This window comes from Amycolatopsis sp. ATCC 39116, assembly GCF_000231075.2.
Taxonomy (GTDB): Bacteria; Actinomycetota; Actinomycetes; order Mycobacteriales; family Pseudonocardiaceae; genus Amycolatopsis_E; species Amycolatopsis_E tucumanensis.
The window spans coordinates 204,624-225,570 of record NZ_AFWY03000008.1 but is presented as its reverse complement, the minus strand read 5'-3'; the positions used below and the strand labels follow the sequence as shown (position 1 = coordinate 225,570).

General features: G+C 74.1%; 21 protein-coding genes and 1 pseudogene. 11 read left to right on the top strand and 11 right to left on the bottom strand.

The annotated features are described in order from the left end of the window. The first annotated feature begins 81 nt into the window (after positions 1–81). Positions 82–741, top strand: a complete 660-nt coding sequence (locus AMY39116_RS0312765) for a TetR/AcrR family transcriptional regulator (protein ID WP_027935866.1) — start codon at positions 82–84, stop codon at positions 739–741. Positions 742–754: 13 nt separating this feature from the next. Here AMY39116_RS0312765 and AMY39116_RS0312760 read toward each other — a convergent pair whose 3' ends face one another. Continuing rightward, positions 755–1,093, bottom strand: a complete 339-nt coding sequence (locus AMY39116_RS0312760; RefSeq protein WP_020418046.1) for a hypothetical protein — start codon at positions 1,091–1,093, stop codon at positions 755–757. A gap of 369 nt (positions 1,094–1,462) precedes the next feature. On the opposite strand from AMY39116_RS0312760, the gene AMY39116_RS0312755 reads away from it, so the two are divergent. Beyond that, positions 1,463–3,154 carry a DEAD/DEAH box helicase gene (locus tag AMY39116_RS0312755; RefSeq protein ID WP_084506091.1) on the top strand — a complete coding sequence of 564 codons (1,692 nt, stop codon included), beginning with the start codon at positions 1,463–1,465 and terminating at the stop codon, positions 3,152–3,154. 206 nt (positions 3,155–3,360) lie between these two features. On the opposite strand, the gene AMY39116_RS0312750 is transcribed toward AMY39116_RS0312755, so the two are convergent. The 5 genes from AMY39116_RS0312750 to AMY39116_RS0312730 all read right to left on the bottom strand — a co-directional run bounded on the left by AMY39116_RS0312750 (position 3,361) and on the right by AMY39116_RS0312730 (position 8,085). Further along, complete coding sequence (locus AMY39116_RS0312750) at positions 3,361–3,879, bottom strand: gamma carbonic anhydrase family protein (protein WP_027935864.1); 519 nt, start codon at positions 3,877–3,879, stop codon at positions 3,361–3,363. Positions 3,880–3,908: 29 nt separating this feature from the next. After that, a complete protein-coding gene (locus AMY39116_RS0312745) occupies positions 3,909–5,192 on the bottom strand; it encodes an SLC13 family permease (RefSeq protein WP_020418043.1) in 1,284 nt (427 codons plus the stop codon). Between the two features lie 80 nt (positions 5,193–5,272). Continuing rightward, complete coding sequence (locus AMY39116_RS0312740; protein ID WP_020418042.1) at positions 5,273–6,130, bottom strand: hydroxymethylglutaryl-CoA lyase; 858 nt, start codon at positions 6,128–6,130, stop codon at positions 5,273–5,275. Position 6,131: 1 nt separating this feature from the next. Beyond that, positions 6,132–7,343, bottom strand: a complete 1,212-nt coding sequence (locus AMY39116_RS0312735) for a CaiB/BaiF CoA-transferase family protein (RefSeq protein WP_020418041.1) — start codon at positions 7,341–7,343, stop codon at positions 6,132–6,134. Positions 7,344–7,437: 94 nt separating this feature from the next. After that, complete coding sequence (locus AMY39116_RS0312730) at positions 7,438–8,085, bottom strand: IclR family transcriptional regulator (RefSeq protein WP_020418040.1); 648 nt, start codon at positions 8,083–8,085, stop codon at positions 7,438–7,440. Between the two features lie 155 nt (positions 8,086–8,240). Between AMY39116_RS0312730 and AMY39116_RS0312725 the strand changes: the two genes are divergently transcribed. The 4 genes from AMY39116_RS0312725 to AMY39116_RS0312710 are packed head-to-tail and all read left to right on the top strand — an operon-like array spanning position 8,241 to position 11,158. Next, complete coding sequence (locus AMY39116_RS0312725) at positions 8,241–9,212, top strand: thiamine pyrophosphate-dependent enzyme (protein ID WP_051123524.1); 972 nt, start codon at positions 8,241–8,243, stop codon at positions 9,210–9,212. Continuing rightward, the gene (locus AMY39116_RS0312720) at positions 9,205–10,194 is read left to right on the top strand and encodes an alpha-ketoacid dehydrogenase subunit beta (RefSeq protein ID WP_020418038.1); all 990 of its coding nucleotides are present in this window, start codon (positions 9,205–9,207) and stop codon (positions 10,192–10,194) included. The genes AMY39116_RS0312725 and AMY39116_RS0312720 overlap by 8 nt, the downstream gene beginning before the upstream one ends. Then, positions 10,187–10,504: a biotin/lipoyl-containing protein gene (locus AMY39116_RS0312715; protein ID WP_020418037.1), complete on the top strand. Its 318-nt coding sequence runs from the start codon at positions 10,187–10,189 to the stop codon at positions 10,502–10,504. The genes AMY39116_RS0312720 and AMY39116_RS0312715 overlap by 8 nt, the downstream gene beginning before the upstream one ends. A 3-nt stretch (positions 10,505–10,507) precedes the next feature. Then, the gene (locus AMY39116_RS0312710; protein WP_020418036.1) at positions 10,508–11,158 is read left to right on the top strand and encodes an alpha/beta fold hydrolase; all 651 of its coding nucleotides are present in this window, start codon (positions 10,508–10,510) and stop codon (positions 11,156–11,158) included. On the opposite strand, the gene AMY39116_RS0312705 is transcribed toward AMY39116_RS0312710, so the two are convergent. After that, positions 11,118–12,524 (bottom strand): MFS transporter, encoded by a 1,407-nt coding sequence (locus AMY39116_RS0312705; protein ID WP_020418035.1) that lies wholly within the window; start codon positions 12,522–12,524, stop codon positions 11,118–11,120. The two genes, AMY39116_RS0312710 and AMY39116_RS0312705, sit on opposite strands and share 41 nt — an antisense overlap. Positions 12,525–12,647: 123 nt before the next feature. Between AMY39116_RS0312705 and AMY39116_RS42735 the strand changes: the two are divergent. Then, positions 12,648–13,561, top strand: a pseudogene (locus AMY39116_RS42735) (LysR family transcriptional regulator). 74 nt (positions 13,562–13,635) lie between these two features. On the opposite strand, the gene AMY39116_RS42730 reads toward AMY39116_RS42735, so the two are convergent. The 3 genes from AMY39116_RS42730 to AMY39116_RS0312685 are packed head-to-tail and all read right to left on the bottom strand — an operon-like array spanning position 13,636 to position 15,694. Next, on the bottom strand, positions 13,636–13,953 hold the full coding sequence (locus AMY39116_RS42730; RefSeq protein ID WP_235716113.1) for a nitroreductase/quinone reductase family protein: 318 nt from the start codon (positions 13,951–13,953) through the stop codon (positions 13,636–13,638). Then, a complete protein-coding gene (locus AMY39116_RS0312690) occupies positions 13,950–14,636 on the bottom strand; it encodes a response regulator transcription factor (protein WP_020418033.1) in 687 nt (228 codons plus the stop codon). Before AMY39116_RS0312690 ends, AMY39116_RS42730 begins: the two co-directional genes overlap by 4 nt. Continuing rightward, on the bottom strand, positions 14,633–15,694 hold the full coding sequence (locus AMY39116_RS0312685; protein WP_020418032.1) for a sensor histidine kinase: 1,062 nt from the start codon (positions 15,692–15,694) through the stop codon (positions 14,633–14,635). Before AMY39116_RS0312685 ends, AMY39116_RS0312690 begins: the two co-directional genes overlap by 4 nt. A 497-nt stretch (positions 15,695–16,191) precedes the next feature. On the opposite strand from AMY39116_RS0312685, the gene AMY39116_RS0312680 reads away from it, so the two are divergent. From AMY39116_RS0312680 to AMY39116_RS0312670, 3 genes are all read left to right on the top strand, one after another. Next, the gene (locus AMY39116_RS0312680; protein ID WP_020418031.1) at positions 16,192–16,518 is read left to right on the top strand and encodes a DUF6223 family protein; all 327 of its coding nucleotides are present in this window, start codon (positions 16,192–16,194) and stop codon (positions 16,516–16,518) included. A gap of 93 nt (positions 16,519–16,611) precedes the next feature. After that, positions 16,612–17,268, top strand: a complete 657-nt coding sequence (locus AMY39116_RS0312675; RefSeq protein WP_020418030.1) for a maleylpyruvate isomerase N-terminal domain-containing protein — start codon at positions 16,612–16,614, stop codon at positions 17,266–17,268. Next, complete coding sequence (locus tag AMY39116_RS0312670; protein WP_020418029.1) at positions 17,265–18,191, top strand: LLM class flavin-dependent oxidoreductase; 927 nt, start codon at positions 17,265–17,267, stop codon at positions 18,189–18,191. The genes AMY39116_RS0312675 and AMY39116_RS0312670 overlap by 4 nt, the downstream gene beginning before the upstream one ends. 235 nt (positions 18,192–18,426) lie before the next feature. Here the strand turns inward: AMY39116_RS0312670 and AMY39116_RS0312665 are convergent, their stop codons facing one another. Further along, positions 18,427–19,221 carry an alpha/beta hydrolase gene (locus AMY39116_RS0312665; protein ID WP_157358527.1) on the bottom strand — a complete coding sequence of 265 codons (795 nt, stop codon included), beginning with the start codon at positions 19,219–19,221 and terminating at the stop codon, positions 18,427–18,429. Positions 19,222–19,397: 176 nt separating this feature from the next. On the opposite strand from AMY39116_RS0312665, the gene AMY39116_RS0312660 reads away from it, so the two are divergent. Next, positions 19,398–20,927 (top strand): Re/Si-specific NAD(P)(+) transhydrogenase subunit alpha, encoded by a 1,530-nt coding sequence (locus AMY39116_RS0312660; protein ID WP_020418027.1) that lies wholly within the window; start codon positions 19,398–19,400, stop codon positions 20,925–20,927. Positions 20,928–20,947 lie beyond the last annotated feature (20 nt).

Below are 20,947 nucleotides of genomic sequence, written 5' to 3'. Positions count from 1 at the left end.
CCGAGTTTTCGAACGTGTTCCGAAAGTAGCACCGGCGGGGTCCGGCTGTCGAACGCGGAGGAGGGCAGCATGATGGGAGCCGTGCCCCGACCCGATGCAGCGCGCGCCCGGACCGGGCGGCCGCCGGTGACGTCCCGCGACGAGATCCTGGCGGCCGCGCGGCGGCTCATCGACCGCGACGGCTGGGAGAAGCTGAGCGTCCGCAAGCTGGCCGCGGAGCTGGGGATCGGGCCGACGACCCTGTACCACCACGTGCGGGACAAGGCGGACCTGCTGGTGCAGCTGCTCAACACCTACACCGGGCAGCTCGAGCGGCCGCGGTTGCCGGACGACCCGCGGGAGCGGATCGTCGTCGCGGCCACGGTGATGCACGAGGCTCTCGCGGCGTGGCCGTGGGCCGCGGAGGTCGTCACCGTCGACGGGTTCGTCGGCCTGCTCGACGAACCGGCGCTGTGGATGGTCGAAACCATCGTGGGCGGCGCCGTCGACAGCGGGTGCACCCACGCGCAGGCCGTCGGCGTCTTCCGCGACATCTGGTACTACACGGCGGGCGAGGTGCTCGTCCGCGCCCGCTCCGCACGCCGGGACGAACGCCCCCAGCGCGACGCCGCCTTCCGCTTCGACCCGGCGGAGACGCCGCATCTGGCGGCGATCGGGGACCGCTGGCCGGAGCTGGCGGCACGCGACACCTACGCCGACGGCCTGCGCGCGCTCGTCGGCGGACTGCTCGACCGGCGGTGACGAGAAGAGGCGCTCAGCCCCGTTCCTCCTGGATGGTCGTGTAGCGGTTGGGCAGGACCATGCAGTAGAGGCTGCCGGTTTCGTTGGTCAGGCAGTACACCGGTTGCGTCGCGTCGGAGTTGCCCGCCTCGCGCTGCTCGCCGACCTTCTGGATGCTGATGTGCCGCGGGTCGGCAGGCGCCGGAACGGGGGCCTTGTCCCACGGGTGCCAGGCCAGCAGCCCGCCGCCGAGCCCGGCGACGAGGATCGCGGTGGCCAGCAGGCCGTGCCGGGACCGGGATTCCGTGGCGGCCGGGCGCGGCTCCTGCGGCTGCTGCGGCTGCTGCGGCGCGGGGTTGTTCGGGTGCGACATGGCGAACAGTCAACATCATCGCGTCGGTGGCCCGAAGGCGGCCGGGGCCGGCGCGGAACCGGTCACGCCGCGCAGAACAGGCCGTCGGAGCCGGGCAGGTTCCCGACGCCGGACAGTTGTAGAACAGCAGCTGCGGCGCGCGGCCGCCCCGGCGACGGTGGGTGAGCCCCGGCGATCGTGCGCCGGAAACGCAGGTGCCGGATCAGGGCGGGATCGAATCACGTCCGGTCGACCGGTGCCGTGGTCTACACTGGTGATCGCGGCCCGCACAGTTCTGCCTCGGGCCGCGTTTCGTTGTCGGCCACCACGTGCCGCGACCGTGCCGGTCCGCGCCGGGCAGGACGACCCCCGACGTTCGGAGCTTTCCCCGTGACTTCTTCCCCCGCGCCCTCTTCTTCCGGGTTCACCTTCGCCGCGCTCGGCGTGCCCCCGGTGCTCGTCGCCGCGCTGGCCGAGCGGGGCATCGAGGCGCCGTTCCCGATCCAGGCGGCGACTCTGCCGCACTCGCTGGCCGGCCGGGACGTGCTCGGCCGGGGCCGCACCGGCTCCGGCAAGACCTACGCGTTCGCGCTCCCGGTCCTGACCCGGCTCGCCGCGAACCGCACGCCGCGCAGGCCGGGCCGGCCCCGCGCGCTGATCCTCGCGCCGACCCGCGAACTCGTCACCCAGATCGACGCGGCGCTGGCGCCGCTGGCCGAGGCGCTGTCCCTGCGCACGATGACCGTGTTCGGCGGGGTCGGCGCCGCGCCGCAGATCGCCGGGTTGCGCACCGGGGTGGACGTGCTGGTCGCGTGCCCCGGCCGGCTCGCCGACCACCTCGCGAGCGGGCACGCGCACCTCGACGCCGTCGAGATCACCGTCCTCGACGAGGCCGACCACATGGCCGACCTCGGGTTCCTGCCGCAGGTGAAGCGGCTGCTGGACCGCACGCCGCGCGACGGCCAGCGGCTGCTATTCTCGGCCACCCTGGACGCCGGCGTCGACGTGCTCGTGAAGCGATTCCTCACCGACCCGGTCACCCACAGCGTCGACTCCGCGCGCTCCCCGGTGGCGACGATGGAGCACCACGTGCTGCACGTCGAGCCGGACACGCGGCTGGACGTGCTGGTGGACCTGGCGGCCGCGCCGGGCCGGACGGTCGTGTTCACCCGCACCAAGCACCGGGCCAAGGCGCTGACGCGCAAGCTCGTCGCGGCGGGCGTGCCCGCGGTGGAGCTGCACGGCAACCTCGGGCAGACCGCGCGGACCCGCAACCTGGCCGCGTTCTCCGACGGCAGCGCGACCACGCTGGTGGCCACGGACATCGCCGCCCGCGGCATCCACGTGGACGACGTGGCGCGGGTCATCCACGCCGACCCGCCGGTCGAGCACAAGGCCTACCTGCACCGGTCCGGCCGCACGGCCCGCGCGGGCGCGGCGGGCGTGGTGATCACCCTGATGACCGACGACCAGATCTCGGACGTCCGCGATCTGACAAGGAAGGCCGGGATCAGCCCGGTGACGACCCGGCTGGCGCCCGGGCACGAGCTGCTGAGCGAGCTCGCGCCGGGCGACCGGGTGTTCCGCAAGCCCTCGGTTCGCAGCGGTGCGGGTGCGGCCGGGGGTGGTGGCGAGGTTTCGCGGGACCGCGGCGCGGGTGCGGCTGCGCGCCGGTCCGGTGGCGCCCGGCGGAAGCCGGGTGGGGACGTGCGTGAGCAGCCGGGCCGCGAGGCGCGGCAGAACTCGCGCGGCGAGCGCCGCCAGGAGTCGGGCCGTGGTGCGGGCAGGTCTGGCGGTGCCGGCCGGCGGGAGCCGGATGCGCGGCAGGAGTCGGGCCGTGGTGCGGGCAGGTCTGGCGGTGCCGGCCGGCGGGAGCCGGATGCACGGCAGGAGTCGGGCCGTGGTGCGGGCAGGTCCGGTGGCGCTGGTCGGCGGGAATCCGGCCGTGGCGCGGGGGCGGCCGCGCACAGGTCCGGCGGTAGCGCCCGGCAAGAACCGGGAACGCGGCAGCAGCCGGGTGGAGCCGCGGCCTTCTCCGCGGGCGCCCGCACCGGCCGCCGCCGGGGTGGCTCCTCTCGCTGATCGCGCCAGACGCGCCGTGTCCAGCGCGGATCAGCGCTGGATGACAGCCGCACCGAGCGCCTGCCGGGCCGGGCTCCGCCCGGCGCGACCCGTGCCGGTGAGCCCCGCCGGGCGTGGATTCGGTTCGCGCCCGGGGACATGCGCCGGGCGCGACTCGTGCTGGCCGCCGAACGCGCCAGGGCCCGAATCCCGATCCACGCCGGACGTCAGCCGCGCCGTGCGCGGGCGTGGACCTGAGCCAATTCCCGGTAGTTCTCGGCGTTCGCGCGCGTCGCGGCCTGCTCCTCGGCGGTGAGCGGGCGCCGGACCTTCGCCGGGATTCCTGCGACCAGTGAGCCGGGCGGGATGTCCGCGCCCTCCAGCACCACCGCGCCCGCCGCGACGAGGCTGCCCGCTCCGATCCTCGCGCCGTTGAGCACCACCGCGCCCATCCCGATCAGGCAGTCGTCCTCGATGGTGCAGCCGTGCAGGACCGCGCGGTGCCCGACGCTCACCCCCGAGCCGATCGTGACGGGGAACCCGGGGTCGGCGTGCACGATCGTGCCGTCCTGGATGTTGCTGCCCGCCGCGAGGGTGATCGCGTCCAGGTCCGCCCGCAGCACGGCCGTGTACCAGACCCCGGCGCCCGCGGCGACGGTGACCGCGCCGGCGACCACCGCGCCCGGCGCGATCCACGCGCCCGCGTCGACGGACGGCTGTTCGCCGTCCACAGTGAGATGTTCCATGGTGTCCTTTCCAGATGTCTACAGTGGATTCACAGCGCGGACGGCAGGATCGCCGCCGTCCAGGCGAGCAGGGGCGCGCCCACGACGACGAGCGCGCTGTAGGCGAGCATGCGGCGCTGGAAGACGCGCTTGTCCGGGACCTGGGCCTGCGCGAGCACGATGATCCCGTTGGTGGAGAACGGGCTCACGTCGACGACGGTGGAGCAGAAGCCGAGTGCGACGACGAACCCGGCCGCGCCGAGCTGCCCGAGGTCGAGCAACGGCACGGCCAGCGGAAGCGCGATCCCGAGGGTGCCGATGGAGGAACCGAACGCGGACACGATCGCCACGGCGAAGCACAGCAGCAACGCGGCCAGCAGTGGCGACCCGAGTGCCGCGGCCGCCTCGCCGAGCATCGCCAGGGTGCCGTTCTCCTTCAGCACCGCCATGTAGGACAGCATCCCGCACACCAGCAGCACGGCCGGCCAGGCGACCTCGTCGGCCGAGGGCTTGTGCCGGTCCGGGGCGGACAGCAGCAGGACGGCGGCGATGACGAACGCCGCGACCCCGACGTCGATCCCGAACGCCCCGGCTACCAGCAGCGCGAGCATGCCGGTCAGGGTGATCACCCGCAGCGGGGTGACCCGCGCTTCGGTGACGACGGCGGTCCGGGTCCGCGTGAGCGTGCCGGTGGACCCGCCACCGGAGGCGGGCTGTGCCGGTCCCGTCACGTCCTCGTCGCCGCGGAACAGGTCACGCCCGAGAACCGCGAACAGCACCGCGGCGATGAGCACGTTGAGCCCGAACGGGACGGCGAACAGCAGCAGCGGGCTGACGTCCAGGCCGGCGTCGTCCACCATGCCGGTGGTGAACGCGCCGTACACGGTGATGGGGGAGAAGGCGGCCGACAACGCGCCGTGGCTGAGCATCATGCCCATCAGCAGCGGGTTGATCCGGTAGCGGGCGGCGATCGGCATCGCGATGGGCGCGAGCATGCCGACCGCGAGCACCGACCCCAGCGACATGAGCACGGCGGCGAGCGCGAACATCAGCCACACCACCGCCCACCGCCGCCCGCGCACCAGCTTGAGCGAGGCGGCGACGACGAGGTCGATCGTGCCGTTGACCTTCGCCACCCCGAACAGCAGCGTGATGCCGACGACGAGGACGAACGTGTCGCCGGGGAAGTACCCGGTGACGTCGTCGACGGAGATGCCGGAGATCGCGCCGACGACGAACGCGGCGACGAACGCGAGGATCCCCATGTTGACGGGCAGGACCGTGGCGAGGGTGAACACTGCCACGAGGACGAGGAGTGAAACGAACTGGACCATTGCGACCTGTTCCGGTCACGCACGCCCGCGGGGGCGGGCCACGTCACCATTGACGAGGGACCAGGGGGACGACGCGGCCGTCAGGCCGGTGCGGGTGCGCGGCGCAGCGCCTCCCGCACGGTGGCGACCGCGGTGGAAAGCACGTCTTCGTCGATCCCGGTGGGGATTCCGCGGGCGTGCAGGTGAGCCACGAGATCCTCGGTGGCGATGTTGCCGTGGGCGCCGGGCGCGAACGGGCAGCCGCCGTAGCCGCCCGCGGCGCTGTCGAAGCGGGTGACGCCCGCCTCGATCGCGGCGTCCACTGTGCTCAGAGCCTGACCGTGTGCGTTGTGCAGGTGCAAGGAGAGTTCGATGCCGGGCAGGGCGTCGCGGACCCGCGCGAGCGAGGTGATGACCTGGTCGGGCGTGGCGGTGCCCAGTGTGTCGGCCAGACCGATGCGGCGGATGCCCATCACGGCGAACCGCCTGGCGACCGCGACCAGCCGGTCCGGGGCGACCGCGCCGTCGAACGGGCACACGAACGCGGTCGAAATGCCGGCCCGGAAAGCGGTTCCCGGGTGTTCGGTCACGGCGCGAGCCAGGTCGTCCAGCGCGGCGTCGCTGTCCCGGCCGGCGTTGGCGCGGCTGTGCCCGCTGCTGGCGGAGGCGACGACCAGCACGTCGCGGGCGCCCGCGGCGACGGCGCGGCGCACGCCGCGGGCGTTGAGCGCGAGGAAGGTGTAGCGCACGGAATCCTGGTGCGGCAGTGCGGCCACCAGGTCTTCCGCTCCGGCCATCTGCGGCACCTTGGCGGGGTTGACGAACGATCCGGCTTCCAGGTGCCGCAGGCCTGCGGCGACGAGCGCCTCCGCGATCGCGACCCGGTCGGCCACCGGCACCACGGCCGGCTCGTCCTGCAGGCCGTCGCGCAGCACCACGTCGGTGATGGTCACGCTCACCTCAGATCACCTTCCGCTCGCGGTAGCCGGACAGGCGCTCGGCGCCGATGCCGAGCAGTCCACCGAGCACGGCCTCGGTGTGCTCGCCCAATTCCGGACCCGCCCACCGGACGTCGCCGGGGGCGCCGGGCAGGCGCGGCACCACGCCCGGGAAGCGGATCTCCTCCGGCTCGTCCTCGACCACGACCTTGAGGGGGCGCAGCATGTCCCGCGCGCGGTAGTGCTCGTCCGCGGCGATGGCCCGCGCGTCGTACACCGGCCCCGCGGGCACCCCGGCGTCGTTGAGGATCCGCACCGCCTCCGGCGCGGTGTGCGCGGAGGTCCACGCGGTGATGGCGGCGTCGAGTTCGTCTTCCCGGGCGGAGCGGGCGTCGCCGTCGGCGAGCGCCGGGTCCTCGGCCAGGTCCCGGCGGCCGACCGCGGTCATCAGGCGTCCGAACGCGCCGCTGGAGTTGCCCGCGATCATGACCGACTGCCCGTCGGCCGTGGGGTAGACGCCACTGGGCACCACACCGGGCAGGTTCCCCGCGGTGCGCTCGCGCACCACGCCGTAGGCGTCGTAGTCCGGGATCAGCGACTCCATCATCATGAACACCGACTCGTAGAGTGCGACGTCGGCGACGCGCGGGCCGTCGTGGGGGACACCGCGTGCCTTGCCCAGCAACAACATCAGCGCGCCGACGACGCCGTAGAGCCCGGCGGCGGCGTCGGCGATCGGTGCGGCAGGCCGCACCGGGGGACGGTCGGGGTGCCCGGTGACCTGCCGCAGCCCGCCGAAGGCTTCGGCGACGCCGCCGAACCCGGCGCGGTCGCGGTAGGGGCCGGTCTGCCCGTAGCCGGAGATGCGGACGACCACCAGGTCCGGGTTCACCGCGGTGAGATCGGCCGGCCCGAGGCCCCAGCGTTCCAGCGTGCCGGGGCGGAAGTTCTCGACCACCACGTCGCACTGCCGCACCAGGTCCAGGACGAGCGCGCGGCCCTCGTCCTGCTTGAGGTCCAGCGTGACCGACTTCTTGTTGCGGGCGATGGTGCGGAACAGCATCGACGTGCTGCCCCGGGTGCGGCGCCAGCCGCGCAGCTCGTCGCCGACGCCGGGCCGTTCGACCTTGATCACCTCGGCGCCGAAGTCGGCGAAGACGCGGGTAGCGAAGGGGGCGGCGATGAAGTTGCCGAGTTCGAGCACGCGGATGCCGGTCAGGGGAGCGTCGGCCACAGCGCCTCCGTTCTCAAATAATGACTACCGATGTCATTTATCGAGAAGGACCATAAGCCGCGAGGGCCCGGCGCCACAAGACCGGCGCCCAACTTCAGCGGTGGCGCAACGCCCTTTCCAGCGTTTCCGCGGCCGCGACCACGAGATCGCCGTACTGCGCGCCCGGTCCGTCGGCGGACACCCGGAACACCGGGGCGGCCAGGCAGACCGCCGCGACCACGTCGCCGCGGTAGCGCACGGGCGCGCTCACCGAACACAGGCCGGGGGTCCGTTCGGACACGCTCTCCACCCAGCCCCGGCCGGCGCCGGTGAGCGCCAGAGCCGCTGATCCCTTGTCCGACAACGGCAGCACCGTGCCCACGGGCACGGCGGCGCGCAGCTCGTGGGGCGACTCCTCGCTGGCCACGCACAGCCGGTCCTCGCCGCGCAGCACCCACAGCTGGGCCGTTTCGCCGGTCTCGGCGCGCAGCCCGGTGAGCACCGGCGTCGCGGCGGCCGTCAGCGCGGACGAGGCGAACCGGGGGCCGATGTGGTGGCGGCCGTCGTCGTCGCGGTGCAGCAGGCCGTGCTTGACCATGGCGGACACCAGCCGGTGGGCGGTCGGCACCGACAGCCCGAGCGCGCGGGCGATCTCGCTGGCCCCCATCGGGTTCGCCTCGACCGCGTCCAGGATCGCGACCACCCGGTCCAGCACACCTACCCCGGTCGACACCGTCTCGCGCCGCTGCTCGTCGTCCGCCACGCCGACACGGTAGCGCCGCCGGTGCGCGGCCGTCGCGGCGGCTCGCTGGACAAAGTGACCAGTGAAAGGGGCGAAACGTCGGGCAGAACGCGCACAATGATCAGCGCCGGGGGCGACACTTGCGCAGCTCCGGCGCCGCCCCGCACGCTTCGGCCATGCACGAAGCTGATCTCCCCGCGCTCCACCGCCTGATGGTCGTGGCGCGCCGGCTCGACGAAGAGGCCATCGCGCTGCAGCGCCAGGGCGTGTTCCCCGCCTACGCGCCGGCCAAGGGCCAGGAGGCCGCTCAGGTCGGCAGCGCCGCCGCGCTCGACCTGGCCCGCGACTTCGCCTTCCCGTGCTACCGGGAGCTCGGCGTCGCGGTGGCGATGGGCGTCGACCTCGTCGGCTACCTCGCGACCCACCTCAACGTCTGGCACGGCGGGCTCTACGACCCGAAGGCCTCCCGGCTGGCGCCGTTCAACGCCGTCGTCGGCGGTCCCGTCACCCACGCGGTCGGCTGGGCGATGGGCGCGAAGCTCGACGGCACCGGCGGCGCGGCGATCACCTACTTCGGCGACGGCGCCAGCTCGCAGGGCGACGTGCACGAGGCGATGAACTTCGCCGGCGTCTACCGGCTGCCGGTGGTCTTCTTCTGCCAGAACAACGGCTGGGCGATCTCGGTGCCGACCGCGGAGCAGGTGGCGGGCGGCTCGGTCGCGGCCCGCGCCGCCGGGTACGGCATCGAGGGCGTGCGCGTCGACGGCAACGACGTGGTGGCGGTGTTCGAGGCGACTCGCGCCGCGCTGGACCGCGCCCGCGACGGCGGCGGCCCGACCGTGATCGAGGCGATGACCTACCGGCTGGGTCCGCACTCCACTTCGGACGATCCCGGCCGCTACCGCACGCTGGAGGACGAGCGCGCGTGGCTCGACCGCGACCCGCTGACCCGCGCGGCCGCGCAGCTGTCCGCCGACGAGGTCGCCGCCGCCGAGGAGCACGCCGCCACGGTGGTGAGCGGTGTCCGCGACGGCCTGCTGGCGCTGAAACCACCGCCCGCCGGGGAGCTGTTCTCGTTCGTCTACCGCGAGCCCACGACGGCCCTGCTGGAGCAGCAGCGGGTGTGGAAGGAGTCCCTCGATGGCTGAGTTCTCGTTGCAGCAGGCGCTGAACCTCGCCCTGCGCCATGCGTGCGAGGACGACGACCGGGTGCTGATCTTCGGCGAGGACGTCGGCACGCTCGGCGGGGTGTTCCGGGTGACCGACGGGCTGCGCGACAAGTTCGGCGAGCACCGCGTGTTCGACACCCCGCTGGCCGAGTCCGCGATCATGGGCATGGCAGTCGGGCTGGCCGTCGCCGGGTGGCGGCCGGTGCCGGAGATCCAGTTCGACGGCTTCAGCTACCCCGCGATCGACCAGATCGTCAACCAGGTCGCCCGCATGCACTACCGCAGCCGTGGCGTGCTGAACATGCCGATCACGTTGCGGCTGCCCAGCTTCGGCGGGATCAAGGCGCCCGAGCACCACGGCGAAAGCCTGGAAGCGCTGTTCGCGCACGTGCCCGGCCTCAAGGTCGTCGCGCCGGCCACCCCGCGCGAGGGCTACCACCTGCTGCGGCAGGCGATCGCCGATCCGGACCCGGTGATCTTCCTCGAGCCCAAGTCCCGGTACTGGCACCGCGAGACGTTCGACCCCACCGAGCCGGCCGAGATGCCGCCGCCCGGCACCAGCCGCATCGCCCGTCCCGGCAAGCACGGCACCCTGGTCGCGTGGGGCGCGATGGTCGCCCGCTGCCTGCAGGCCGCCGAACTGGCCGCCGAGGACGGGGTCGAGCTGGAGGTCCTCGACCTGCGCTGGCTCAAGCCGATCGACGCCGACGGGCTCGCGCGGTCGGTGGCCCGCACCCGCCGCGCGGTCGTCGTGCACGAGGCGCCGCTGACCGCCGGGCTCGGCGCCGAGGTGTCCGCGCTGATCACCGAACGCTGCTTCGCCGACCTGCGCGCGCCCGTGCAGCGGGTCGCCGGGTTCGACGTGCCCTACCCGTCCGGCGCGCTGGAGGACGAGTACCTGCCCAGCGCCGACCGCATCCTGACCGCCGTGCAGACCACCCTGGAGTACCGCCGTGGCTGAAGTGACCTTCCCCCTGCCCGACCTCGGCGAGGGCCTGATCAGCGCCCGCGTGCTGGAGTGGCTCGTCGCCGAGGGCGACTGGGTCGAGCGCAACGCGCCGCTGGTCGAACTGGAGACCACCAAGTCCGCCGTGGAGATCCCCTCGCCCCAGTCCGGCCGCGTCACCCGGCTGCACGTCGGCGAGGACGAGGAACTCGCGGTCGGCGCGCCGCTGGTCACCTTCACCGTGGAGGACGCCGGGATCGTCGGCACCGTCCCGGAGGAGCGCAAGCCGCAGCGGCGGGTCCGCCTGACCCTGCCGGAGGACTGAGTCGTGTTCGCCACCGCCGCCGACGGCACCAAGATCTGGTTCGACCACGCGCCCGGGCCGCGGCCGGTGCTGCTGATCCACGGCTTCGCCTCGGACAGCGCCCGCACCTGGGAGCAGACCGGCTGGTTGCGGGCGCTGGACGGGCTCGGGCACGTGGCCGTGGACCTGCGCGGGCACGGGCAGAGCGGCACGCCGGCCTCCGGGTATTCGCCCGGTGGCCTGGCACGGGACGTGCTCGCCGTGCTCGACGAGTCCGGGTTGTCCACTGTGGACGTCGTGACGTACTCGATGGGCGGTCTGGTCGGGTGGGAGCTGGCGCGGCTCGCACCGGGACGGGTCGGCCGGATGGCGCTCGGCGGCATCGGCGGCCGCCCCGTCGCCCGCGAGTCGATGGAGCGCGTGCGGGAGGCGCTGTCCGGTGGCGACCTGGACGCCTGCGTCGACGGGATCGCCGGTCACCGGCTCGACGGCCCGCCGCCGGTGCCCGTGTTGTTCGCCGCGGGCGAGCAGGACGAGGTCGCCGCGGACGCGCCGGAGTTCGCGGCGTCGCTCGGCGCGCCGTTCGTGTCGCTCGGACGGCGCACCCACTTCAACGCGGTGTCCAGCCGCAGGTTCAAGGACGCGGCGCTCGCGTTCCTCGCCCCTGCAGGATGACCAGCGCCCCGAGGACGAGCACGGCGGCGCCGATCACCCGCAGTCCCGTGTCCGCGCCCGACACGAACGCCGGGATCACCTCGTCGGCCGGGGCGCGGGTGAGCGCCTCGGCGACGGTGTGGGCGCCGCGGGCGTCCTCGGGGAGCGCGGCGGTGAACCGCGCCGTGAGCACGGTGCCGATGACGGCGACGCCGAGCGCGCTGCCGAACTCCCGGGTGGTGGCCTGCAGCCCGGTCGCGACCCCGGCCTGCGCGGCGGGCAGCGAGCCGGCGATCACCCCGGACAGCGTGGGCAGCGCCAGCGTCACGCCGATCCCGGTCACGACGAGCCAGGCCGCGTAGACGGCGTACTGGGTGGCGGTGTCGCTCGTGGACAGTCCGAGGAGGCCGGCGCCGACGAAGCCGAACGCGAGCGCGGTCACCACGGTGAGGCCGATCCGCGCCGTCAGGCGGCCGACGTGCCGCGCGCCGAGGATGATCGGGACCGTCAGCGGGATGATCCCGAGGCCGGTCCACAGCACGCCGAAGCCCTTGGCGTACTGGAGGAACGACGCGTTGACGTAGAACAACGCGAACATGCCGAAGAAGATCGCCGTCATGCCGAGGCACGCGCTGCGCAGGCCGGCGATCCGGAACAGCCTGGGATCCAGGAGCGGGTGGCGGACCTTGAGCTCGACGACGGTCCACACCGCGAACAACACGGCCGAGCAGGCGAACCCGCCGATGACCAGAGGGCTGCCCCAGCCGGCCTCCGGGCCCTGCACGATGCCCAGCAGCAGCGCCACCGACGCGGCGACCAGCAGGACCGCGCCCGGCACGTCGAGACGGCGGTCGTGGCGCGCCGACACCGGCGCGATGCGAGCCACGAGCGCGGCCAGGACCAGCGCGATCGGCACCGCGGCGGCGAACAACCAGCGCCACGAGCCGCCGGTCAAGATCGCGCCGCCGCCCGCGTTGCCGATCACCCCGCCGATGCCGGTCATGGACGCCCACGTGGCGATGACCGGGCCCTTCCGGTCGGCAGGGACGGCGTGCAGCAGCACCGCGAGAGTGTTGGGCAGCACGGCGGCCGCGCCGATCCCGGTGACCGCGCGCCCGGCGAGCAGGAGCGGGATGCCCGGCGCGACAGCGGAGATCAGCGCGCCCGCCGCGAACAGGGCCAGGCCGGAGAGCAGCACGCCCTTGCGGCCGAAGCGGTCGCCCGCCGCGCCGCCGGGGATCACCAGGCAGGCGAAGAAGACGACGTAGGTGTCGACGATCCAGACCAGCGCCGATGCGGACGGCCGCAGGGCGCTGGCGGCCAGCATGGGCACGGCCAGGTTGATCGCGGCGACCATGCCGACGACGAGCACGACGCACGCGCACATGACGGTGAGCAGACTCCGGTGCGAGACCCGGGGGAGAACCTGTGACATGACACGGACGCTAGGGATTCCTTCGACCTGCTTGCCACGCAACTTTGGCAAGGGAACTTTGCGTACGATGCAACTGTGGCCGAGCACCTCGATCTGAACCTGCTGCGCGTGTTCGACGCGCTGCTGCGGGAGGGCAGCGTGACGGCGGCGGCCGAGCGGCTGCACCTGTCCATCCCGGCGACCAGCCGCGCGCTGGGCAGGCTGCGGCGGGCGATGGACGACCCGATCCTGGTGCGCGCGGGCCGCGGGATGGCGCCGACGCCGTTCGCGCTGCGCACCGCGCCGCGGGTGCGGTCGCTGCTGGAGGAGGCGTCGGCGCTGATCAGCGCCGACCGCGAGGTGCGGCCGGCGGAGCTGGAGCGGACCTTCACGATCCGCATCAACGACGGGGTGGCGGCGACACTGGCAGCGGCCGCGGTGGAGGCCGCGTCCGCGGTCGCGCCTGGGGTGACGCTGCGGTTCGTCGCGGAGGGCAGCGAGAGCGCCGAGGCCCTGCGCGACGGCTCGGTGGACCTGGACATCGGGGTCGGGGAGGCGACGGCGCCGGACATCCGCACGGCTGTGCTGTATCGGAACGGCTGGTCGGCATCGTGCGGGCGGACAGCTCGCTGGGGCGGCACCGCCGTCCGACGCTGGCGCAGCTGTGCCGGCACCCGCACGTGTCGGCGTCTCGCCGCGGCCGGGCGCGCGGCCCCCTCGACGAGGCGCTCGACGCCGCCGGGCTGCAGCGGCACGTCGCGGCGGTGGTGCCGACCTTCGCGGTGGCCGCGTTGCTGGTCTCGTCGAGCAGCTACGTCGGGCTCGTGCCGCAGCGGCTGGCCGCCCAGTACGGCTCGGTGCTCGGTTTGCGGTGGTTCCCGGTCGCGGCGGAGCTGCCGGAGCTGGAGGTCCACCTGCAGTGGCACGCGCGCCTGGACGCGGACCCCGCGCACCGCTGGCTCCGCGCCACGATCCGGGACGCGGTGGGCGGGACGTCGGCACCGGGTTGATGGTCGACGCGGGCCGCCGCGGCGGGTTCGGTTTCCGCGAACGGGAATTCCGCATCTGGGCGGTCACCGTCGGGTCAGCCGGACCACCGGGTACTCGCGGTCGCTCTTGCGCTGGTACTTGCCGTACCTCGGCTGCGCGGCGACGATGCGCGGCCGGCCCGGTCGCGGTCGGCGCCGTCGAGCCGCTGCGGTTTCACCGGTACCCGGTCCTGGCCGGACAGCTCGATCGCCGCGCGGTCCGGGTGCGCCGTCAGGTTCGCGTACCAGTCCGGGTTCCGGTCGCCGCCGCCGGAGGCGACGAGCAGCCAGTCGGCGGTGTGCACGATCAGGACGTCCATGTCCATCATCGGGCCGCCCTTGCGGCGGATGCGGGTGACGGTGCGGGTGTTCATGCGCCGCTGGAACCAGAGTGAAAGCCTGCGCGGTTCGCGGGCGTGACCAGCCCGGACTCGTAGGCGAGCACCACCAGCTGCGCGCGGTCGCGTGCGCGCAGTTTCGTCATCGCCCGGTTGACGTGCGTCTTCGCGGTCAGCGGGCTGATCACCATGTGCTCGGCGATCTCGTCGTTGGACAGGCCCTGCGCGACCAGCGCCACCGCCTCGCGTTCCCGGTTGGTCAGTTCGCCGAGGCCGGGGCCGGGGTGCAGCGGGCGGCTGACGTAGCGGTCGATCAGCTTGCGGGTGATCGAGGGGGCCAGCAGGGCGTCGCCGCGGGCGGCGACCCGCACGGCGTGCAGGAAGTCCTCCGGCTGGATGTCCTTGACCAGGAACCCGGCGGCCCCGGCGCGCAGCGCGTCGAACACGTACTCGTCCAGGCCGTAGTTGGTCAGGATGACCACGTGCACCGCCGCCAGCGCCGGGTCCGCGGCGATGCGGCGGGTGGCCTCGATGCCGTCCACGATCGGCATCTGGACGTCGACGAGCGCGATGTCCGGCACGTGCTCGCGGGCGAGCGCGACCCCGGCCGCGCCGTCGGCGGCCTCGGCCACCACCTCGATGTCGTCCTCGTTGTCCAGCAGCGCGCGGAACCCGCTGCGGATGAGCGGCTGGTCGTCCACCAGCAGGACGCGGATCACGACACCCGCTCCACCGGCAGTTCGGCCTCGACGCGGAACCCGCCGTCGGCCCGGGGCGCGGCGTCGAGGCGGCCGCCGAGCGCGGTGACCCGTTCCCGCATGCCGAGCAGCCCCACCCCGGGCGACGGCGGGGCGTCCACTGTGGCCGTTCCGTCGTCGTCCACGCGGATCTCGAGCGCGGCGGGCCGGTATCCGATGTGGACCGAGGCGGTGGTGGCGCGGGCGTGCCGAGCCACGTTGGTCAGCGATTCCTGGACGATCCGGTAGGCGGTGCGCTGCACGGCGGCGGGCACGTCGCCGGGTTCGCCGTCGATCGTCAGCGTCGTCTCCAGGCCGGTGGATCGCGCGCGCCGCACCAGTTCCGGGACGTCGTCCAGGCCGCGCGGGGGGCTGGTGCCGTCGTCGCGCAGGGCCTCCAGGGTCGCCCGCAGCTCGCGGGCCGCTTCCCGTCCGGCGTCCCGGATCGCCAGCAGCGAGTCCGGCACCTCCTCGCCGCGTTTGCGGGCGAGGTGGACGGCGACCTCGGCCTGCACCTTGATGACGGAGATCTGGTGGGTGAGCGAATCGTGCAGCTCGCGCGCGATGTGCAGGCGCTCCTCGTCGGCGCGGCGCCGCGCGGTCTCCTCCCGGGTGCGCTCGGCCTCGTCCGCCCGGCGCTCGGCCTGCCGCACCGCCTCGCCCGCCGCGCCCGCGGCGACCAGCCACGCCAGCTGGAGCACGTCCCGGGAATGGGCGAACGCTCCGCCGACGGTCAGGTCCTGTGAGATCAGCAGCGCGAACGGCAGCGCGGCGAGCATGACCACGGTGGCGGCCACCGTGACGAGCCGCCGCCCGGCGCGGACGGCGGCGAACACCGCGAAGAGGTAGGCCAGCGCCGGGACGTCGACCCCGATGGCCTGCGCGGCGAGCGCGCTGAGCCCGGCGGCCGCCAGCACGGCCACCGGCGCCCGGCGGTGCGCGGCCAGCGCCAGACCCCCGGCGGCCAGCAGCGCGTAACCCAGCGGCGCGAGAGCCGGGGCGGGCGCCGACAGCGCGGTCACCAGGAGGATCGCCGCCATCCCGGCGCCGATCGCCCAGTCGCCGGCGCGAATGGGTTCCTGCCCGGTGCGGATGGCCCTGTCGCCGGGACGGGTCGTCCCGGTGGGGATGGTCCTGTCTCCAGGGTCGGTCGTCCCGGTGGGGATGGTCCTGTCTCCAGGGCGGGTCGCCCGGGCCCCAGTGCGGGTCGCCCAGCCAACGGCACGGATCGCCCCGTTCCTGATACGGGTTGCGCCGATCCTGAAACGGGTCGTCCCGTCCGCGGCGGGGGTCGCGCTGCCCCCGGCGCGGCTCACCCACTTCCCGGCGCGGCTCATGCGCAGAACACTAGCCGGATCGCGGCGGGGGCGAGTCCTGCGCGCGGAGCATCCCTCGGCTACCGCGGGCGTAGTAGTTCCGCGGTTCCTGCGGCGCGAGCGGCAGCGCGGATTGCCTGCGCGTGCCGGACGACCGGCGGGGTGATCCCGGGCAGCATCACCGGTGTCGGAAAAACCGTTGCAGCCAAAAGGAGTTCGCCATGTTCGTCCAGTACACGCTCGCCCAGGCCGTCGACGCCGGAACGCTCACCACGGGGCGGCTCGTCGGCACCGTCGCCGCGCTGGTGGCGCTCGCCGGTGTGGTCGCCGGGGCGCTGGCCGTGGCCCGCCACCGGCGGCGGGGCGCCACCGCGGCACTGGCCACCGGGGTGGCCGGGATGGCAGCCGGCGCGATCGTGGTGGCGCTGGCCGAGGGCGGGCCGGGCACCGGCTACGGCATCGTCGGCGGGTTCGCCGCCCTGGCGATCGGGCTGGTCGCCGCCGCGCTGGGTGGGCTGGGGCTGGCCCGCACCCGCGCCCGCGTCTGAAACCGGTGGCCGGAGCGGGCCGGTCCGCACCCGCACCACGCCCACGCCGGAAACCGGTCGCCGGAGTGGGCGGGCGCTGTTAGCTTGCGAGGCGTGGACCTCTTCTCACGCTCGTGGGCGGCGCTGCGGACCGCGGTCGCCGGGCTCGCCGACGACGACCTCGCCCGTCCGTCCGGCTGCGCCGGCTGGCTGGTGCGGGACCTGGTGTGCCACCTGATCACCGACGCCCAGGACGTCCTCATCACGCTGGTCACCCCGGCGGACGAGGAGCCGACCCGGGACGAGCTCACCTACTGGGAGGTCAGCGACCAGCCGCCGACCGGCGAGGACCCGCTCGACGCGCTGACGGTCCGGCTGGCCGCGGCCTACGGGGAGCCGTGGCTGCTGAAGTTCCACCTCGACGACGTCGGCTCCGCGGCCGGGCGCGCCGCGGAGCTGGCCGACCCCTCGGCGCGGGTGCGGACGCGCGACCAGGTCCTCACCGTCGCCGCCTACCTGTCCACCTACGTCATGGAGTGGACGCTGCACCACCTCGACCTGGTGGCGCACCTGCCGTCCGTCGCCGGGCCGCCCGCGGAGGGCCTCGCCGCGTCGCGCGAAATGCTGGAGAAGATCGCCGGGGCGCCGTTCCCGGGATCGTTCTCCGACACGGACGCGCTCTTGGTCGGCACCGGGCGCCGGGCCCCCACCGAGGCCGACCGGGCGGCGCTGGGCCCGCTGGCCGCGCGAGTCCCGTTCGTGCTCGGATGACGGCCGGGGTGATGCTGCCGCGGGACCTCGCGGCGGCGGAGATCGTGCCGTTCGCCCGGCGGGCCGAGGAACTCGGCTTCGGCGAGGTGTGGATCGTGGAGGACCTCGGCTTCCACGGCGGCATCGCGCAGGCGGCGACGGTGCTGGCGGTGACGTCCCGGATCCGCGTCGGCATCGGCATCCTGCCCGCCGGGGCGCGCAACGTCGCCTTCACCGCGATGGAACTGGCGACACTGGCACGGCTCCACCCCGGGCGGCTCGTCGCGGGCATCGGGCACGGGGTGTCCGGGTGGATGCGCCAGGTGGGCGCGTGGCCGTCGAGCCCGCTGACGTTGTTCGCCGAGTACGCCCGCGCGCTGACCGCTCTGCTGCGCGGGGAACGGGTCCGGGTCGAAGGCCGGTACGTGCGGCTCGACGGCGCCGGGCTGGAGACCGCTCCGGAGACGGTCCCGCCGGTGCTCGCCGGAGTGCGCGGCCCGAAGTCGCTCGCCGTGGCCGGGGCCGAGCTGGACGGCGTGATCCTGGCCGAACCGGCGCCCGCCGAGTACATCGCCGCGGCCCGCCGGATCCTGCCGCCGCACAAGCAGGTCGTGGCCTTCGGGCACGCGGTGGTGGACCCCGACGCCGAGGCGGCCCGCGCCCAGGTGCGGCCGTTGCTCACCGCGATCGGCGATCCGGAGCTGTCCGCGCACGTGGACCCGCTGCCGTTCGCGTCCGAGCTGCGGGCGTTGCGTGCGCGGCACCAGGACGGGGACTCCTTCGCGGCGGCGTTGCCGGGGGAGTGGGTGGACGAGCTGACGCTGGCCGGTCCCGCCGACGTCGTGCGGCGGCGGATCGCCGGCCTCGGCGCGGATTCGGTGGTGCTGATTCCGGTGGGAGACGACCGGCTCGCCGCGCTCGGCGCACTGGCCACGGCACTGTGAACCTGGCCGGGCAGTGTTGCCGAGGACGCCGGCCCCGCCCGGACCCGGCTCACCGCGCGCTTGCGCCACCTCCCCGCCGGGGGGAGTACCGCCTGCGGGACGACACCGGCAACCGGGACACGGCCGGCCGGTTCGACGGGTTCCTGGCCGCCGGCGACGACGTGCGGACCCGGCGCTGGTCGCCTGTCCGCGGCACATCGGCCAGGCGATGACCGGGCAGGCCGCGTTCCGCTGATCACCCGGCCGCCGCGGTGATCGCGTCGATCACCGCGGGGCCGTCCAGCAGCACCGGGTCGTTGTGGTCCGCGCCGGGCACCTCGACGGCCCGCCCGCCGGCGGCCGCGGCCACGGCCCGGCTCTGCTCCGGCGGCACGATCGAGTCGGCGCCGCCGTAGACCACGGTGACCGGCGCGGGCACCCGCGCGACCTGCTCGGCGACCGGGAAGGTGTCCAGCAGCAACAGCCGCACCGGCAGGAACGGGTAGTGCCGCCGGGCGACCGCGGCCAGGTCGGTGAACGGGGAGCGCAGCACCAGCGCCGCGGGCGGGAAGTCCACGGCGAGCCCGGCCACCACCGCCGCGCCCAGGCTCTCGCCGAAGTAGACCAGCGGCACCCGCGCCTGCGCGGCCAGGAACTCGCGGGCCGCGCGCACGTCCAGCGCGAGCCCGGCCTCCGTCGGCGAGCCCGGGTTGCCGCCGTACCCGCGGTAGTCCAGCAGCAGGGTCGCCACGCCCGCGGCGTGCAGGGCCCGCGCGAGCGGTGCGCGCAGCGACCGGTTGCCGGCGTTGCCCGGGGCCACCAGCACCGCCGCGCGCGGCGCGGCCACCGGGAAGTACCAGGCGGTGAGAGTCAGCCCGTCCGCGGTGCGCAGCGCGACGTCCCGGCCACCGGGGAGGACCTCCGCCGCGGACGGGACCGGGCCGCCCGAGGGCAGGTAGATGAGCCTGCGCTGGAACGCGAAGGCGCTGCCGAACACCACCGCCACGATGATGACGACCACCGCCGCGCCGATCAACAGCCGCCTGCGCACCACCCCATCATCCGCATGTGGCCGCAGTCACCGGCAGAATCGGGCCATCGTGTTAAAAAGGCTGCGAATATGATCGCGCGCTCCCCGACCGGGGTCGGCCACGGGGGAGCGCGACCAGGAGTACGTCGACGTACGACACCCGGCGTTCGTCGTCCAACCGTGGACGAGGTGATTCGATGCTGGTCGGAGTGCTGAAGGAGGCCACCCCCGGCGAGACCAGGGTGGCCGCGACGCCCGCGACGGTGGCCCAGCTGCTCAAGCTGGGCTACGAGGTCGTGGTGGAGCCGGGCGCCGGTGAACTGGCGAGCTTCTCCGACGAGGCGTACGCCGAAGCAGGCGCGTCGATCGGGAACGCCGTGCAGGCGGAGATCGTCCTGGGGGTGAACGCGCCGGCCAAGGAGCAGCTGGACGCGATGAAGCCGGGCGCGACCCTGATCAGCCTGCTGGCCCCGGCCCTGAACAAGGAGCTGGTCGACGACCTGGCGAAGCGGCCCATCACCGCGATGGCGATGGACGCGGTGCCGCGGATCTCGCGGGCCCAGTCGCTGGACGTGCTGTCGTCGATGGCCAACATTGCCGGGTACCGCGCGGTGGTCGAGGCGGCGCACACGTTCGGCCGGTTCTTCACCGGGCAGGTCACCGCCGCGGGCAAGGTGCCCCCGGCGAAGGTCCTCGTCGTCGGCGCGGGCGTGGCCGGACTGGCCGCGATCGGCGCGGCGGGCAGCCTCGGCGCGGTGGTGCGCGCGACGGACCCGCGGCCCGAGGTGGCCGACCAGGTCAAGTCGCTGGGCGGGGAGTACCTGTCCATCGAGGCGCCCGACGTCGAGGTCTCCGCCACGGGCTACGCCAAGGAGATGAGCGACGACTACAAGGCCCGCGAGCGGCAGCTCTACGAGGAGCAGTGCCGCGACGTGGACATCATCATCACCACCGCGCTGATCCCCGGGAAGCCGGCGCCGCGGATCATCACCGCCGGCATGGTCGCCTCGATGCGGCCGGGCAGCGTGATCGTGGACATGGCCGCGGCCAACGGCGGCAACGTCGAGGGCACCGTTGCCGGCAAGGCCGTCACCACGGACAACGGGGTGACGATCCTCGGCTACACCGACCTGCCCGGCCGGTTGCCCGCGCAGTCGTCGCAGCTGTACGGCACGAACCTGGTCAACCTGATGAAGCTGGTGACGCCGGGCAAGGACGGCACGCCGGTGTTCGACCTGGAGGACATCGTCATCCGGTCGATGACCGTGGTCCGCGAGGGCGAGCTGCTGTGGCCGCCGCCCCCGGCGCAGGTGTCGGCCGCTCCCGCGCAGGCCACGCCGAAGGCCGCCGCCAAGGAGCCGGAGCCGGAGAAGAAGAAGCTGTCCCCGGCCGCCCGGATCGGGCTGACCGCGGTGGCGGGCGCGTTGCTGTTTCTGCTGGTCGCGGCGTCGCCGCCGGCGTTGCAGGGGCACCTGACCGTGTTCGCGATGGCGGTGGTGATCGGGTTCTACGTGATCGGGCACGTGCACCACGCGCTGCACACGCCGCTGATGTCGGTGACCAACGCGATCTCCGGGATCATCGTGGTCGGCGCGCTGTTGCAGGTCGGGCACGGCGGCGGGGCGGTGACCTGGCTGGCGTTCGCGGCGATCCTGCTCGCCTCGATCAACATCTTCGGCGGGTTCGCCGTCACCCGGCGCATGCTCTCGATGTTCTCCCGCAGCTGAGCCCGATCAGGAGACCTGAA